Below are 15,779 nucleotides of genomic sequence, written 5' to 3' on the forward strand. Positions count from 1 at the left end.
CTCTATGGTATAAGATCTTATATTTTATTAAAACTTTTTAATTTATTCTAAATTAACCAGCAGGTCTAGTTAAATTAGCCTTAATAGTTAATTGTTCTAGCATTTCTAGAAGTGCGCAGGCAGCTTGGATCACTTGCAATGATTCGCTGAAGGATGAGTTAACAATTTTCTGATTTGCTTGAGCCCTTTGTTGAGCCGAAGATAATTCTTGTTGAATAAAAGATCTTTGAGCGCCTATTTGTTGGTTTGAGTCTTGGTAAGACTGAACTTCAACACTATTTTTGTATTCAGGTTTGTCAGAATTTTGATCTTTGGCTTCTAGAGAAGGAACGCTAAGCATAGGAAGGTTTATAAGTTCCTTCGTTTTAGCTTGTTGAACAACGGTGTTTTCTTGAAGAACAGTCATAACTGATTTAGCGAAGTCTGTTGTGGCTATTGAAAGTTGCAAGAGTGTTGATATGCAAAAGTTTATGGCTGAATTTTTATTGATGATAATCTCATCTGCTCTAACTTTTGTTGAGGGGACGATGATAGTGGCCACAGGAGAAGTGGGTAAACTGGCTGTTTTCCCAGAACTATAAAGAGGCATAGTTTTTCCTTAGTTGTTAAATGTTAGCAATCAAACTCACTACTTGGGAGAAGGTTTGTATCAGAGCTTGTCCCACTTGCAAAGATTGTTGAATAATGTTGTTGTTAGTGTTCAGGTTGCTGGAGATAACTTGAGAGGCATTTCCTAATCCAGAAATCTGGTTTTGTATGGCTTGTCTCGAAGCTCCAATAGCCTGGTTTTTTGACTGAATATCTTGTAGGTAGCCAGGGGAGTTGTTGTTAACTTGATCTTTGGGGACTGTCGTGTATTGGTAAAGAGCTTCTTGATTATTTAGGTAAATTTGTGCGGAAGAATTCGCTTGAAGCTCCTTTGCTATAATGGTCAAGTTGTCTTGAGCAACTAACACAGACTGATAAACGTAGTATACTGTGACAATAAGAGGGTTAGAGTCTTTAGAAAACCTTTCGATAATAGAATCTGCTGTTGTAGAGCTTACTCTTCCTGAAGAGGTTGTCATTGAGTTAATAATACTAGATTGGTTTGAATCCATAATTCCTAAAATCCTTGGAGGTTACGTTTTTAGACTGTAATTTGCAGACTATTATCCTGGAGGTTTATTAAGTTGGTTTACTACTGATCCGATAGAATTTGTCGTTTTTAGGAATGAGGAGTCTTGAGAAGCTAATTGTTGGATGATATTAATGTTCGTCGAGGCGTGGGACAAAATAATCTGACCATTTTGTCGACATGTAACTAATTGGTCTTGGATGTTAGATCTTTGTGCTGAGTAGTTTTGGTTTTGGTTCTGAACGGAGGTTATCTCAGATTCTTTTGCTCCTGAATTGACTACAGCAAATTTAATTTGATTAGTTTCTTGGTTTAATTGTTGTTGAATATTAGTATTGTCATTCAATTGAGTTGATTGAGTTAAAACGGTTTGCTGCCTGATAGTGATGGCTTCTAACAATAACTCGTAAATATTGAACAGGATGATTCCGATTTTTGGCGTATTCAAAGGTTCCAAGGGCGGTAGTTTAGACCCTTGTACAGGTCCTGTTGGTGTTGTTCCTGTGGATGCTGACATGTTTTTATCTCAAAAAAAAATGAATTTTGTTGATTTGATTTTATCAATAGATGCTTCCGTTTTTTAATTAATTTTTTTTGTGTTTTTTAGAAGTGGTTAGTTTTTAGTTGGTAGTGTTTTTAGTTTATTTTTTTTCAAGAAAAGCTTTTTGATTGCTTAGCCAATTTGACGGGATTAATTTGCTGTTTCTAAAAAAAAGTAAGCTTGTTATCCGTAAGTTTGGTAGCCTACTGAACTTTGGTAGATTATAGGGCTCTTGTAGGCTCTGGGAGAGGTTTCCCGTTTGCTAATGGAAAAGAGAGGTTTTAGGTTCAAAGCAATTGTGAAGGGAGGTTGTCTATGACTAGGGAAGACGTAAGTGCTTATATATTGATCACTTGTGGAAACTCCTCTTTAGACGGAAAAATTCACGTGGAAATGACCTACGAGGGAGATCCTAGTTTAGTGAGTTATCTGTTGAAAACAGCTAAAGAATCTATGGATCAATCTATTGAAGAATCTTTTGAGCAAGAGACACAGTGAGTTGTTTGAGAGAATGAGATTACCTAGGTTGAGATTTGCTAGAATTTTCTCTAAGAAAATTCTAAGCTCATACTTTTCCGAGAAGCTACGTCCTTTTCAGAGGGACTGGATTTTCTTAGTTTCTTTGGCTCTTATTTTAAGCGGTTCTTTTTGCGCCTCTTTTTGTCAGTATGCGCTTCTTTCCTTGATGCTGGTATACTCCGCTTTGGCGTTTCTTTTGGTCCTCTTTTTTGACCTCTGGGGATTGATCTTTTCTTTTGTTAATATTTTATTTTTAACTTGTTGTGTTTTTTATTCGGGTTCTTTGTTGACCTTTGAGTTTATTTGGAACTTAGGAATGGTCTGCGCTTTTTCTTTAACTTGGTTTGTGTTTTTTTTATGGACTAAGAGTTCCAAGGAGCAATCAGGTAAAAAACAAGAAAGCATTAAGAACTTGATAGATGAATTGAGTTCATTGAAGAATACTTATGAGGAAGAGAAGGCTCGACTTTTAGAAGGGAATAAAGAGCTGTCTATCCAGCTGGACGAGACTAATCAAAATTTTGGTGCAACTAAAGAAGACTTAGAAGAATTAAAAAAGAAATATTCGTACTTGGAAGTAGATTTTAGAATACTATCTGAACAAAAAGACAGTTGGTTAGAAGACTACGCTATTCTGCACAGGGAATATGTACAAATTTCGGATCGTTTGGAGATGCTGACTGCTGGAGGAGCGTCTTTATCCAATGAGGAGAAATCGTGTCTACAGAAAAAAGACGAAGAGAATCAAAGGCTTATAGAGTCTTTGGAAAAACAACTTTCTTTAAAAGAGAATGCGTTTTTTGAATTATCTCAAAAGCAAAAAGATTGGATGAAAGAAAAGTCTTCTTTTGAGGAGATTAACCAGCAATTGGCTAAAGATATAGAAGGGTTGAAAAATTTACTAGATAGGAAAGAATCAGAAGTCTGTTCGCTGCAAGAAAAAATAGATGCTTTAAAACAACAGTTGGTTTCTGAGTCGGAAGTTAAAAGGCCTAAAGAGGTTACTGTTTTAGAAGCTAAGGTTGATTGCCAAGCTCTTTATCATCAATTAAAGCTACAATTTGCTGAGAAGGATGCTGTTTTATCCTCTGTCAGAAAAGAATTTTTTCTTTTAAAAGAAAAGCTTTTAGAGAGAGAAAGGATGGAAGAACTATCTTTGGGGGAGGAAAACTTTGAAGAACTTAGACTTATAGAGCATTTGACTTCGGAGATTGCTCTTTTAGAAGAAGAAGTTACTCTCTTAGAAGGGTTAGTATCTCGCATCCTTCTTCAGTAATTAGGAGGGTGTGCTCCCACTGAGCGCTAGGCTTGCCATCGACGGTCCTAGCCTCCCAGTGATTTTTGGGGTCTATAAACCCTTTCTTGTTTCCGATATTAATCATTGGTTCTATGGTGAAGGTCATTCCAGGAGCTAAGGGAATAGAGCAGTTATTCCTGTGATGAGGGATATACGGCTCTTCATGGAATTGGATGCCAACTCCGTGTCCCACGAATTGATCTACAACAGAAAATCCGTATTCAGCGGCAACATCCTCTATAACGTCCCCAATAGCGTGAACAGGGATCTCTGGTTTTAGTATGTTTATGGCCTGTTCTAAACATTTTAGAGAGGCTTCGCAGACAAGTTTTTTTTCTTCTGGAACAGGATCTATTATCACCATACGACTACAGTCTCCGAAGAAACCGTCTACGATGCAAGAAACATCTATGTTAAGAATATCTCCTTTTCTTAACGGTGTATCATTTGGAATACCGTGACAAATTACTTCGTTCAAGGATGTACAAATGGTTTTTGGAAAAGGAGGATGTCCATAATTTAACGGGGCAGGAATAGCCGAGAATTCTTTGTGTAATTTTTGAGACAACTCGTCCAATTCGTTAGTAGTGGTACCTTCTTTTGCGGCAAGACAAAGTTCGTTTAGGATATGCGCTGTGACCTGACAGGCATTCCGGATCTGTTTTATTTCATAGTCATTTTTTATTAAAATCCCGTATTTCGAACGATACTGCGAGGCAATACTTAGGGTTTTATCTTGTATCTGCTTATTAGGGTAGTGGCAGTGTTTCCATTTCTTCTTGCTGCCGCACCAGCAAGGGTCATTTCTGTTAATCACTTTGCTCTCCACTAAGTCGCGTAAAAACCAATGTTAAAGGCTATTCCGAGACCTTTTAACACTAAATTGCCAGCTATAAGAAGGAGGATGACTCCAAACAATCTTTCAAGAGCTACCAACCCGTCTTTACCCATGATGCGGTTAAATACTGTGGAGTAAAGAAAGATTACAAGTGAGGCTGCCCAAGCCAAACAGATGGCGCAAAAAATAAACTCTAGACTGTAAACTTTTTCTTCAACACAGCTTAGTGTTGCAGAAATTACGGCTGGTCCCGTTAAAACTGGAAAGGCTAAAGGAAAAAATATTGGATCCTGAACAACTTTTTGATTTGTTGTTGAGAGGTCTTGCTTTAACGGAGAGAAAGCCATATCCAATCCAATGGCGAAGAGCATAGCTCCCCCGACAACTTGGAAAGAGTAGAGAGATACATTGAAGAGATGAAAAATCTTTCGCCCGAAAGTGATAAAAACAACTAGCGTAGCTAGAGCGAATAGACACTCTCGTATGATTATTTTTCGGCGCCTTTCTGGAGAGAAGTCTTTTAGCAAAGTGACAAATACAGGGAAAGACCCCAGGGCGTCAAAAAGCATGAAGAAAAGAAGGCTTAATTGGAATAAAGCTAATAACATTTTAATGTGCCAGCAGAGCTAACTGCAGCCCCCTTATAAAAATTTGGACTCCGATTATGGATACAAATAAACCTATAATGGCCCTAGATGCTTGTAGGACTTTATCTTTTCGTGTCAGAGCGAATAAAGTTAGCGTGCTAAAGAAGAGAAATATCCAAGAAAGCCCTAGAATGTAACTGTATTCTCTCGGTTGGGGATTACTTATGATCAGAACAAAGCAACCAGCAAACCAGGCGGGGCCAATGATTAGAGGAGTAGCCACAGGAAAAAGCAAGGATCGGTTTTTAGAAATTTCTGGAATTTCTTTAGATTTGTTAAAAGAGGCCTTCAGGCCATTTAAAGTTATCAGAGCTCCAGCTGAAGCTAAAATAGCACAATCTGGAGTTCTTAGGGCTGAAAGAGCTCCTTTCCCTACAAAGAAGAGAATGAATATTATAGGTAAAGAGATCAGCAGATCTCTGGAAAGTAGTAGTAAAGATCTTTTTAATGAAAAGGATTGAAATATGGCTTGCAAATGCGCCATATTTAAAAAACTATCGGCTATCAAGCAGAGCACGAGAGAAAAAGATAAAAGTTGGATAGTCATTGTTATATTTTCTTTTAACTAATTAATTGGAAGAACAAGGGTTTTCCAAATCAACAAAGGACGATGAATTTTATAAGTTTTGGTATGTTTAATCAAGAAATTATTGATGTAATAAAACCTTATTCAGAACTTTTTTCTACAATACTTCTTTTTGGCCCTCCTGGGGTTGGAAAAGATTTGTTAGGAAATTTTTTATCTCAATCGGGCAGTCAATGCTATGTGTCTATGGGGGATGTATTTCGTTGCTATTCCCCCGAGTCTCCTATACGCAGAATGTTTCACCGTTATGCTGTGAGTGGTGCTTTAATTCCGGATGAGATTGTAATAAATGTATGGCAATACTATGTTCAGGGGCTGATTGCCACAGGAAAGTACTTACCTGAGAGGCAGGATCTGCTACTTTCAGGAGTTCCCAGGACTTTAGGACAATGCCAGCTTTTAGAATCGTTTACAAGGGTGCGTCACGTAATCGTGTTGGAGGCCTTTGATGAATCAGAATTATTAGCTAGAACACAAAAATTAGCGCATACAAGAGGGTTAATTGGAGAGGTTGGACTGGATGTGCTGAAGCGTAGGCTGGAGTCATATTACAAGGACATAGAGGAGCTTATAGCATTTTATCCCAAGCATAAAGTTTCTAGAATACAGGCGGAGCAAAAACCTTTTGAAGTTTTAAGGGATGTCCTATCTAGGCTTTCTCACGTTCTATCAGATCCTTGTGCGGCGTAGTTTTTGAACAAGCAATTTTTTTTAAATGCTCTGACGCAGCTTGGGCCAATTCTGGATAATGCTGGGAGATCGTTTTAATAAGTTGTTCTTGCAATTCCTGGTCTAAAGGAGATTGATTTTCAGCTAGAAGATTTAATGTTTCTTCCCATTGTTTTCGTTCGTCTCTCAGAGTTTCAGCGGCCTTTGATGTAGCTTTTGCGTATATGGAAAAAGCCTTGTCTGGCTGTTCCTTGCAGAAGCAAATGCTTTGATGTAAAGCTTCTTGGAACAGACTAATAAATTGTGCAGATGATGTTCGAGTATTAGCTTTAGCGCAAACCAATAGTTGAGGACCTGAGGGCAATCCATAGTCTTCAGGAAAGAAATGTACGATGGGTATTCCTAAGGCTTTTAGTTTAACGCCCTCTATATTGTAAAAACCGCCATATATACAGTCCACCTGTCGAGAAATGATTGGAGACAACATGTCCGAACTTACATTTCTAATTTCTCCAGGGCGGATGCCAGCAGCATTTAAGGTTTTTAGAAAAGAGGAGAGATTTTGTGGGTTGCTTAAACAGAATCCTAGAGTTTTTCCATTGATGTCTTGCATGGAGGAAATTCCACTGTCTTTTCTGCAAATTAGTCCACCAAGGCTTTTATCTATCAATCTTCCTATAGGGATGATAGGAAGTCCTTTTAATTGGCCTCGAATAACACCAAGAGCATGGTAGAGAGTGAGGTCAGTTTTTTCAAACATCAGGTGTGGAATAACGGAGCCATTGTCAGAGCTTTTTATAATAGTCAGTGAGATTCCTTGACTGGAAAAAAAACCCTTTTCTATTCCTACATAGATGGGGACGTGGTTTGGATTTGGGGTCCAATCAAGCAGCAAGGAGACCTCGTACTCGCTTTTGGGTTTAACTAAGGATGTTTGCTTTGGATGGTAAGCAAGAATCCCTATTAATAAACAAGTTAGAGAAAATAATGTATAAAGAGGGCCTTTGGTTTTGTCTTTGGTTTTTGTTAATGAATTTTTTCGTTTTATGTTGTGAATGGCAAAGACTGTGTTTTCAAAGTAAACAACTAGGTTATACAAAGAGATGGTTAGAGTTGAAAGAGCTAGGAGTCCTGCAAAAGTAAGGTCCGTTTCGTAGTTTCTTCGACTTTCTAGGATAAGAATTCCTAGTCCAGAATTTCCAGCAACCCATTCCCCAGCAATAGCACCGAACCCAGCGGAGCCTATAGCAACTTTCAGCCCAGAGAAAATATTTGGAACAGAATAGGGGAGTAGAAGTCTTCTAAATGTTTGAATTTTTGTTGCGTTTTGCAGTTTAAAAAACTCTAGTAATTCGATAGGAGCGGAAGAAAAGCCCTGGTACAAAGTCAGTGTCAAAGGAAAAAATATTGTTAGCACTGTAGGAATAAGGACGGCACTCATTCCCCATCCAAACCACAACACTATTATGGGGGAGAGTGTAAACATGGGGATACACTGGAGTAAAACAAAAAGGGGTTGTAGGAAAGTTTTAGAGCTTTTATAGGAGAGCATAACGAGGGCTAAGACAAAGGAAAGGCCTCCGGCAAGAAGAAATCCGCCTATGATTTCTTTTAAGGTTACCAAAGACTCTTTTAGCAGGATTTCTCTAGAGCGGATGCAGCGTAGGGCTATGGATGAAGGGGGCGGACATACGAGCTTTGCTACGGGCGAGTAAAGGGCCCATATTTCCCAGCCAGTTAGGAAAGCGATGATGAACAGCATTGGAAATAAAAAATTTTTCTTCATAGATCAGTTTGGCTTAGGAAAGGATTAGGGATTTAGTAGGAAGTAAGCATATGCGAAAGGAGTTTGACAGCTTAGGAGAGGTAGAGGTTCCCGAGGACCGATATTATGGAGCACAAACGCAAAGATCTCTACAATTTTTTTCTTGGGGAGAAGAAAGAATGCCAGAGCCCGTTATTAAAGCTTTGGTTCTGGTGAAAAAGTGTGCAGCTAAAGCTAATGCTCTTTTGGGTTTGCTAGATGAAAAAACAGCAGAAAGGATTGTTGCTGCTACAGAAGAAATTCTAGCAGGGAATTTCTCTGAACACTTCCCCTTGAGAGTGTGGCAAACAGGAAGTGGCACACAATCTAACATGAATGTTAATGAAGTGATTGCAAATTTAGCTATCAAGAGGGCTGGGGGAATAATAGGTTCAAAAAATCCTGTTCATCCTAATGATCATGTGAATTGTTCACAGTCATCCAATGATGTTTTTCCTACGGCTATGCATATAGCTGCAGTTCAAGAGATGAAAAGCAAGCTATTGCCTGCTTTGGAGCATATGATTTCTGTCGTGAAGGATAAATCTGAAGAATTTCACAAGTACATCAAAATAGGTAGAACCCATCTCATGGATGCTGTTCCTATGACTTTAGGGCAGGAATTTTCCGGTTACTTGGATCAGTTAAAAAAGAATATTGAAAGAATAGGGTTTTCTCTATCTCATTTGTATGAGCTTGCTATAGGTGCTACAGCAGTCGGCACGGGCCTGAATGTTCCTCCTGGTTTTGTTGAGAAGTTTCTTGAATGCTTGAGGCAGGAAACTCAAGAACCTTTTTGTGCAGCTTCAAATACTTTTTCTGCCTTATCTTGTCATGACTCGTTAGTCTTCGCTCAAACTTGTTTGTCCTCTTTGGCTTGTTCTTTGACCAAGATTGCCACAGACTTGAGTTTTTTAGGATCAGGCCCTCGTTGTGGTTTGGGAGAACTTTTTTTCCCAGAAAACGAGCCAGGCTCATCCATAATGCCAGGGAAGATTAATCCCACTCAATGCGAAGCTACATTAATGGTGTGTACGCAAGTTTTCGGTTATACACAATCTGTTCTCTATGGTGGCAGTAGGGGTAATTTTGAATTAAATGTAATGAAGCCTGTGATCATTTATGATTTTCTAAGATCCGTTTCTTTATTATCGGGGGCTATGAGATCTTTTGCAGATAATTTTATTTCAGGGCTGCGTGTGAATGAAATAAAAATTAAAGAGTATACGGATAGATCGTTGATGATAGTGACGGCGCTATCTCCGGTAATAGGTTATGATAAGTGTTCCAAAATAGCATTAAAAGCTCTTCACGAAAATTTGACCCTCAGAGAAGCTGCAATCTCTCTAGGATTTGTCTCAGCAGAAGACTTTGACAAGTACGTTAACCCGTCTGATATGGTGGGTGACCGCTAGCATTTGCAAAAAAATATTAATCATGAATAGCTGTTTTATTTTCTAATTTTGCTAGGGCGTTAGCAAATAGGAGAGCACCTTTGAGGCTGGAGAAAATGTGATCTTCTCCAATTAATTCATCCAAATGATAACGTTTTAGATCATTGAGAGGAGTTCGCTTAACTCCAGCGAGGAGAAGTAAAGTGCCTTGCCGGTCACATTCTAAATAGAATTCTTCTAAGGCATGCATAGCGGAAACATCAATTGTGGGCACTCTTGTCATACATAAGATAAAGATCTTTGGTGGAGAAGAAACCTCGTTAAGAAGGTTTTTTAATCTATCTGCTATTCCGAAGAAGAAGGGGCCGTTGATTTCATAAATCTCTGTATTTGGAGGTACTTCGGACTTTAAAACTTTGGTGTCTTCTTTTGATTGAGTTTCATCATCAAAATAGTTTGCTGTTGATATAGCATCTGATAAATCACTCATTTGTTTCATGAATAAGAACGCTGCTAACATCATGCCAACTTGCACAGCAGAAGTGATGGTTGTCATTACTGTGAGAATGAAAACGGCTAGTAAAACAATAACATCTTTTTTAGGAGCGGTAAACAGGTGAATAAAGTGATGAATATCACTCATATTCCAAGCTATGAGAATCAAAACAGAAGCTAGGCATGTAAGAGGTATTTTTGTTGTTAAGGGCCAGAGGACCAGTAGGATGATGCAGATAAATATAGAATGTACTATGCCGGCTACGGGAGTTGTTGCGCCAGATTTTACGTTTGCTGTTGTTCTTGCCAGAGACCCTGTGACGGGAAGACCTGAAAACAAAGAGGTTCCCATATTAGCAATTCCTTGAGCTACTAGCTGGCAGTTAGATTGGTGTCTCCACCCAGTCATACCGTCGGCAACGACAGCGGATAGTAGAGTCTCTATACCGGCTAAGACTGCCAGAGTTAAAGCGTCTGGCATTATTTGTAAAATTCTTGTGATACTTAAATGGGGCCAAGAAGGTGTAGGGAAGGATGCTGGAATTGATCCATAGCGACTTCCTACTGTAGGAATGTCTATTTGTAGCAACCAAACGGCTAGGGTAGATATGACAATAGCAATCATTACTCCGGGGTATCGGGGTTTATAATTTCGGAAGTAAATCATGATAATTAGAGAAAAAAATCCTACAGCAAGAGATTTAGGGTCCCAAGTCCACCGGAAATCCCAATATGCTATCCATTTCCCGACAAAATCCGCTGGGATAGAGTCTCCCATTTGCAGGCCTAAAAAATCTTTGATCTGCGAAGAAAAGATAATCACAGATAAGCCCGTAGTAAGGCCTGTGACAACGGGATAGGGCATGTACTTGATGAAAGTACCCAGCCCCATCAAACCAAACCCTACAAGGAGGAGTCCAGCCAGAAATGTGACAATGAAAAGAGTTTCTACTCCGTATCTAGCAGAGATTCCGTAGAGGATAGTAATGAATGCACTCGTAGGGCCTGAAACTAATACCCGACTTCCGCCAAAGAAGGAGGCTAAAAATCCGCCAACAATAGCAGCATGAATTCCTTGTAACGGAGAGACTCCTACCCCAATAGATACCGCAATAGCAAAAGGGAAGGCCAGGATACCAACCGTAATGCCAGAAAGCACATCCTTTTTTAGGGCCCCGAGATTATAATCTTGTCTTAAGCAAGTATACAGTTTAGGTACAAAACTTTTTACAGACCAAGACATTCGGAAACCCATAAGATCAAACTTTTCCTATTATTGTTCGTTTAAAAGGTATCTTTGTCAATCTGTTCGTTAAGGATTTTTATCTTTGGAGTTTGGTTTTTATTTTTTGTCTTATTTCCTACGGAGAGGAAGCAAATTTTTTGTTTTTGGGAGTATTTGATAGAGGATTTTATTTTGATTGATTGGTTGATTTGAATTGTTTCTTGAGCTTAACACTCAGCTGTCGTATCCTGTCTATTGTGTTCCTTTCAGAAGGAGCTTTTCAGGTTCGAATCTTGCTACAAGGGGCTTGATTCGAGACTCTTCCTAATGTATGTCAATTATTTTAGCTTTTTAGCTAGGAGGATGGTATCTAGGCATTTTTCTAGAGCGTATGAGCGTGTGCCTGTGCGGCTTGTTGATGTTCCTTGGGTAGAGTTTAAGTGAAAAACTTTTAGTTGAGGGTAGTTTATGCTGGGTTTTCAATTGGGCATTCTTTTCTTATTTGGTTATTTAGCTATTGTTTTTGAGAACGTAGTTAGGGTAAGCAAATCGGCAATTGCTCTCGTAATGGGTGGACTCATGTGGTTAGTCTGTTTTGCTCATATGAATCAATCCAATGAAGCGGCTTTAGCTGCGCAACTGTCAGAAACCGCGCAGGTTATTTTTTTCCTATTTTCTGCCATGGCTATTGTGGAATTAATTGATGCGCATAAAGGTTTTTCCCTTATTTCAAGATTTTGCCATATAAAATCTAGAGCCGCTCTTTTGTGGGTTTTGATTATACTGTCATTTTTTCTCTCCTCAGCTCTAGATAATCTGACGTCCATCATAGTAATAGTCTCCATTCTGAAGAGGCTAGTGAAGTCTAGGGAAGACCGGTTGATGTTAGGGGCGGTATGTGTTGTAGCCGTCAATGCTGGTGGGGCATGGACTCCTTTGGGCGACGTGACTACAACGATGCTTTGGATTCACGGGAAAGTGTCCACTTGGGGAATTATCCGATCTTTATTTTTGCCTAGTGTTGTATGTGCAGTAATAGCAGGTTGTTTAGCTCTTTTGGCTATGAAAAAGCAGTCTGGAATTATTTCTATGGATGAAGAGAAAAAGTGTCGCGCTCCCGGAGGAACGTTAATCATTTGTCTAGGATTATTTTCCTTGCTGATGATACCTGTTTGGAAGTCTTCTATGGGATTGCCTCCATTCTTGGGTGCATTGATGGGATTAGGGTTGGTTTGGCTTGTTAGTGACTGGCTACATCACCCTCACGGGGATGATAGGAATCATTTGCGAGTCTCACATATTTTGACAAAGATAGATATCTCGTCTATCACCTTCTTCATAGGAATCTTACTTTCTGTGGGAGCTCTTTCTTATGCAGGTATTTTAACAGCCTTTTCCGCTCAGTTAGATAGCTTGTTCCCGAGGAAAATTGTGGCCGTTGTTATCGGTTTAATTTCTAGTGTTCTAGACAATGTTCCCTTAGTTGCCGCTACAATTAACATGTACACCGAGCCCCTGGATGATTCTTTGTGGCACTTAATAGCTTATACAGCTGGAACCGGCGGAAGCATACTTTTGGTAGGCTCTGCAGCGGGAGTGGCTTTTATGGGGTTAGAGAAAGTGGACTTTCTTTGGTACTTAAGGAAGATGTCTTGGATCGCCTTGTTGAGTTATTTTGGTGGGGTTGGTGCATATTTCTTTTTAGAAAAATTTTTTTGCATTTTTTAACCTAAAAATCGAATAAAAATAGTTAAATAGTATAAAATCCCCCTCCATTTTTTTTCATGGAGTTGGAGGATGATGAAGTTAAAAAACTTTTCTGCGGCGTTCTTGGTGTCTCTTCTTTGTTGTGGAGGGACGATATTTGCTGATAACAATGTTTCTAAGGATAAAGTTAGGGAGAACGCGCGTTCTGATCTATCGTTTCTAGAACATCTCGTAGCTACCAAATACGCCCCTCTTTCATGGAAAAAGCTCTTGTTTGATTGGGATTTAGAGAGAGAAGTTAATCGGTGTAAGGTTAAATTATTAGTCCAGGAGAATTTGACAACAAAGTATTGTCAATCGGTGTTTGCTGAATTCTTGGAATCTTTAAATGATTATCACGCTGGGGTGACTTTTTTTAGTACAGAAAAAGCTTACTTGCCTTTTGAATTAAAATTGTCTGACACAGGAAAGTGTTTTGTTGTAAGCACTGCTAAAACAGCAACAAATCTACAGGTGGGCGACGAGATTTTAGAGATAGAGGGCACGCCCATTTTGCAGATAGTGGAGTCGCTAAGGAAAGGGCGAGGAAGCTTGGCAGATTATGCTGGAGCTGTAAGAAATATCACTTTTAGAAGTGCTGCCTTGGGGCACCCCGTTCCAAAGGGTTTAGTAACAATCAAAACTCGGAGAGCTAGCGGAATAGTACGAACCTTAATGGAAAGGTGGAGATATACTCCAGAAAGTGTGGCTGATTTTTCCTTGGTCTACCCTCTAGCTCCTAAAGAAGTTGCTATACGCGCAACTGTTTTTCCTGAGCGCAAGAGTGAAGGAGCCGTATCTACTGTCTTTGGAACTACTATGGTGCCTTACTTCTTGGAAGAGATGCAGGCTCAAAGTAAGATAGCTGATAGGTCTAGCAATTTCAGCATGGGAGATAGGAATGGTTTCTTACCAAACTTTGGGACTCCCGTGTGGCAGATGAGTGGAGAAGGGCCTTTCAGAGCTTATATCTTCGTTGTCAGGGATCATCAAGGAATAGAGCACAAGGTTGGTTATGTTCGTATAGGCACCTACCTTTGGACAGATCTCGTTGCCGATGAAGGCAAAGATGGTCCTTGGAAGGATTTTGAAGCAATAATTTCTAAAATGGATGCCGAAACAGATCTGCTTGTGGTAGATCAGCTAAACAACCCAGGGGGCAGTGTTTTCTATCTTTACGGGTTGGTTTCTATGCTCACAGATCGTCCATTAGATACTCCTAAGCATCGGTTAGTTTTAACTCAGGAAGACGTAAATGCTGCTGTTGGTTGGTTAGAACTATTAGAAGATGTTTACACAGACGAGCAAGCCAGAGTGGCTTTAGGTGAGGATATGGAAGGCTTTTGTATAGACGTTCGCGGAGCAGAAGCTCTACGATCCTATTCTCGAACAGTACTTGCTGAGTGGCAAAATGGTCATTATGATTTAACAGCTCCTATGCCTCTTTTAGGTTTTGATAAAGTGTATCCTCATCCTAGAGTAAATTATGAGAAACCTATAGTAGCTCTGATTAACGAGGATAACTATTCTTGTGCGGATTTGTTTGCTGCTTTGTTTAAAGATAATGAGAGAGCTGTGCTTGTTGGTAAAACAACGGCAGGAGCTGGAGGTTTTGTCTATGAAGTTAATTTCCCGAATAGGAGTGGTATCCGAAGATGTTCTTTAACGGGCTCCTTAGCTGTTAGAGGGGATGGGTCCTTCATAGAAAATTTAGGAGTTGCCCCTCAGATCGACTTGGGCTTTACAGAAAAAGATTTACAAACGGGGAAATTCTCTGATTATACGAACTCCATTTTATCTTTGATCAAAGACTTATTGACACAAAAAGGTGAAGGTCAGTCTAATCTAGATGGTTCTTCTGCTTCCAGCGCTGTGGAAGCTATGGATGAGGGAACTGTAGGAGCCTGGTCACCTTATTGAGGTTGTTTTAAAAATTTTTATGCCTAAAATCATTTTGTGTAGTCCTAGGGGGTTTTGTTCTGGTGTGGTTCGCGCCATAGATACAGTGAAGGTCGCTTTAGAAAAATGGGGGCCCCCTATCTACGTAAAGCATGAGATAGTTCATAATGCTCATGTTGTTTCTTCTCTTAGAGAGCGAGGAGTGATCTTCGTAGAGGATTTATCTGAGGTTCCTGAGGGAGAGAAGGTTATTTTTTCTGCTCACGGTGTTCCTCCTTCCGTTAGGAAAGAGGCTGAGTTGAGGTCTCTGTTTGCTATTGATGCTACGTGTTCTTTAGTGACAAAGGTTCACTCAGCCGTCAAGCAGTATGCAGCTAAAGGATACAAGATTGTTTTAATTGGGCATAAAAATCACGTAGAAATTATTGGGATTAAGGGAGAAGCGCCAGAAAGTGTTTTTGTTGTAGAAACAGTCCAAGATGTGGATTTCTTGGCTTTTTCTAATTCCGATAAGCTTTTTTACATTACACAAACTACTTTGAGTTTAGATGATGTTGCAGCTATCACTAAGAGATTGATAGAACGTTACCCTTCTATAATAACACTACCAAGTTCTTCAATTTGTTATGCTACAACTAATCGTCAGCAAGCTTTACGTTCAGTTTTGCCTAAGGTTCAGTTTGCTATCATTATTGGAGATAAGACTAGCTCTAATTCCACAAGGTTATACGAGATAGCTGTTAGAAGAGATGTCCCCGCAGCGTTTATCAATGATTCTTCGGAAATATCTTTAGATATGGTAAATCATGGGGGAGATGTGGTAGTGACTTCTGGAGCATCTACGCCGGAAAAAGTTGTCCAGGATTGTATAAAAGAACTTTTAAGGTTAAATCCAGCGTTTGAATTGGAAGAAGACTTGTTTGTTCGAGAGAACGTAAGCTTTGGACTCCCCAGAGAGTTGGATAAACTGCCTGCTTCAAAATAGTCTAAAAACAATAAAGG

At 39.5% G+C, this 15,779-nt stretch carries 14 protein-coding genes and 1 pseudogene; 7 read left to right on the forward strand and 8 right to left on the reverse strand.

The window, feature by feature from the left end:
* Positions 1-52: 52 nt before the first annotated feature.
* The 3 genes and pseudogenes from KJA58_RS00420 to KJA58_RS00430 all read right to left on the reverse strand — a co-directional run bounded on the left by KJA58_RS00420 (position 53) and on the right by KJA58_RS00430 (position 1,634).
* On the reverse strand, positions 53-589 hold the full coding sequence (locus KJA58_RS00420; protein ID WP_213357514.1) for a CT847 family type III secretion system effector protein: 537 nt from the start codon (positions 587-589) through the stop codon (positions 53-55).
* A gap of 16 nt (positions 590-605) precedes the next feature.
* Positions 606-1,043: pseudogene (locus KJA58_RS00425) on the reverse strand (DUF720 domain-containing protein); the annotation flags it as partial.
* Between the two features lie 108 nt (positions 1,044-1,151).
* Positions 1,152-1,634 (reverse strand): DUF720 domain-containing protein, encoded by a 483-nt coding sequence (locus tag KJA58_RS00430; RefSeq protein WP_213357516.1) that lies wholly within the window; start codon positions 1,632-1,634, stop codon positions 1,152-1,154.
* Between the two features lie 339 nt (positions 1,635-1,973).
* Here KJA58_RS00430 and KJA58_RS00435 point away from each other — a divergent pair, with 339 nt between their 5' ends.
* Positions 1,974-2,156: a hypothetical protein gene (locus KJA58_RS00435; RefSeq protein ID WP_213357517.1), complete on the forward strand. Its 183-nt coding sequence runs from the start codon at positions 1,974-1,976 to the stop codon at positions 2,154-2,156.
* A 13-nt stretch (positions 2,157-2,169) separates the two neighbouring features.
* Positions 2,170-3,453: a coiled-coil domain-containing protein gene (locus KJA58_RS00440; protein ID WP_213357518.1), complete on the forward strand. Its 1,284-nt coding sequence runs from the start codon at positions 2,170-2,172 to the stop codon at positions 3,451-3,453.
* On the opposite strand, the gene KJA58_RS00445 is transcribed toward KJA58_RS00440, so the two are convergent.
* Genes KJA58_RS00445 through KJA58_RS00455 form a run of 3 tightly spaced genes read right to left on the reverse strand, consistent with a single transcriptional unit; the run spans position 3,410 to position 5,506 of the window.
* Positions 3,410-4,288 carry a methionyl aminopeptidase gene (locus KJA58_RS00445; RefSeq protein WP_213358347.1) on the reverse strand — a complete coding sequence of 293 codons (879 nt, stop codon included), beginning with the start codon at positions 4,286-4,288 and terminating at the stop codon, positions 3,410-3,412. The two genes, KJA58_RS00440 and KJA58_RS00445, sit on opposite strands and share 44 nt — an antisense overlap.
* A gap of 14 nt (positions 4,289-4,302) precedes the next feature.
* A complete protein-coding gene (locus KJA58_RS00450; protein ID WP_213357519.1) occupies positions 4,303-4,920 on the reverse strand; it encodes a MarC family protein in 618 nt (205 codons plus the stop codon).
* 1 nt (position 4,921) lies between these two features.
* Entirely contained in the window at positions 4,922-5,506 is a 585-nt protein-coding gene (locus KJA58_RS00455; protein WP_213357520.1) for a MarC family protein, read from the reverse strand.
* A gap of 63 nt (positions 5,507-5,569) precedes the next feature.
* Between KJA58_RS00455 and KJA58_RS00460 the strand changes: the two genes are divergently transcribed.
* Positions 5,570-6,235 (forward strand): nucleoside monophosphate kinase, encoded by a 666-nt coding sequence (locus tag KJA58_RS00460; RefSeq protein ID WP_246485701.1) that lies wholly within the window; start codon positions 5,570-5,572, stop codon positions 6,233-6,235.
* Here the strand turns inward: KJA58_RS00460 and KJA58_RS00465 are convergent.
* The gene (locus tag KJA58_RS00465) at positions 6,195-7,976 is read right to left on the reverse strand and encodes an ABC transporter substrate-binding protein (RefSeq protein WP_213357521.1); all 1,782 of its coding nucleotides are present in this window, start codon (positions 7,974-7,976) and stop codon (positions 6,195-6,197) included. The genes KJA58_RS00460 and KJA58_RS00465 overlap by 41 nt on opposite strands.
* A gap of 74 nt (positions 7,977-8,050) precedes the next feature.
* Between KJA58_RS00465 and fumC the strand changes: the two genes are divergently transcribed.
* On the forward strand, positions 8,051-9,433 hold the full coding sequence (gene fumC, locus KJA58_RS00470; RefSeq protein WP_213357522.1) for a class II fumarate hydratase: 1,383 nt from the start codon (positions 8,051-8,053) through the stop codon (positions 9,431-9,433).
* A gap of 16 nt (positions 9,434-9,449) precedes the next feature.
* On the opposite strand, the gene KJA58_RS00475 is transcribed toward fumC, so the two are convergent.
* Entirely contained in the window at positions 9,450-11,162 is a 1,713-nt protein-coding gene (locus KJA58_RS00475; RefSeq protein WP_213357523.1) for an SLC26/SulP family anion transporter, read from the reverse strand.
* A gap of 438 nt (positions 11,163-11,600) precedes the next feature.
* On the opposite strand from KJA58_RS00475, the gene KJA58_RS00480 reads away from it, so the two are divergent.
* The 3 genes from KJA58_RS00480 to ispH all read left to right on the forward strand — a co-directional run bounded on the left by KJA58_RS00480 (position 11,601) and on the right by ispH (position 15,762).
* Entirely contained in the window at positions 11,601-12,860 is a 1,260-nt protein-coding gene (locus KJA58_RS00480; RefSeq protein ID WP_213357524.1) for an NhaD family Na+:H+ antiporter, read from the forward strand.
* A 69-nt stretch (positions 12,861-12,929) separates the two neighbouring features.
* Positions 12,930-14,798, forward strand: a complete 1,869-nt coding sequence (locus KJA58_RS00485) for a protease-like activity factor CPAF (protein ID WP_246485702.1) — start codon at positions 12,930-12,932, stop codon at positions 14,796-14,798.
* 19 nt (positions 14,799-14,817) lie between these two features.
* Positions 14,818-15,762: a 4-hydroxy-3-methylbut-2-enyl diphosphate reductase gene (gene ispH, locus KJA58_RS00490; RefSeq protein WP_213357525.1), complete on the forward strand. Its 945-nt coding sequence runs from the start codon at positions 14,818-14,820 to the stop codon at positions 15,760-15,762.
* Positions 15,763-15,779: the final 17 nt, after the last annotated feature.

The organism is Chlamydiifrater phoenicopteri (assembly GCF_902807005.1).
Taxonomy (GTDB): Bacteria; Chlamydiota; Chlamydiia; order Chlamydiales; family Chlamydiaceae; genus Chlamydiifrater; species Chlamydiifrater phoenicopteri.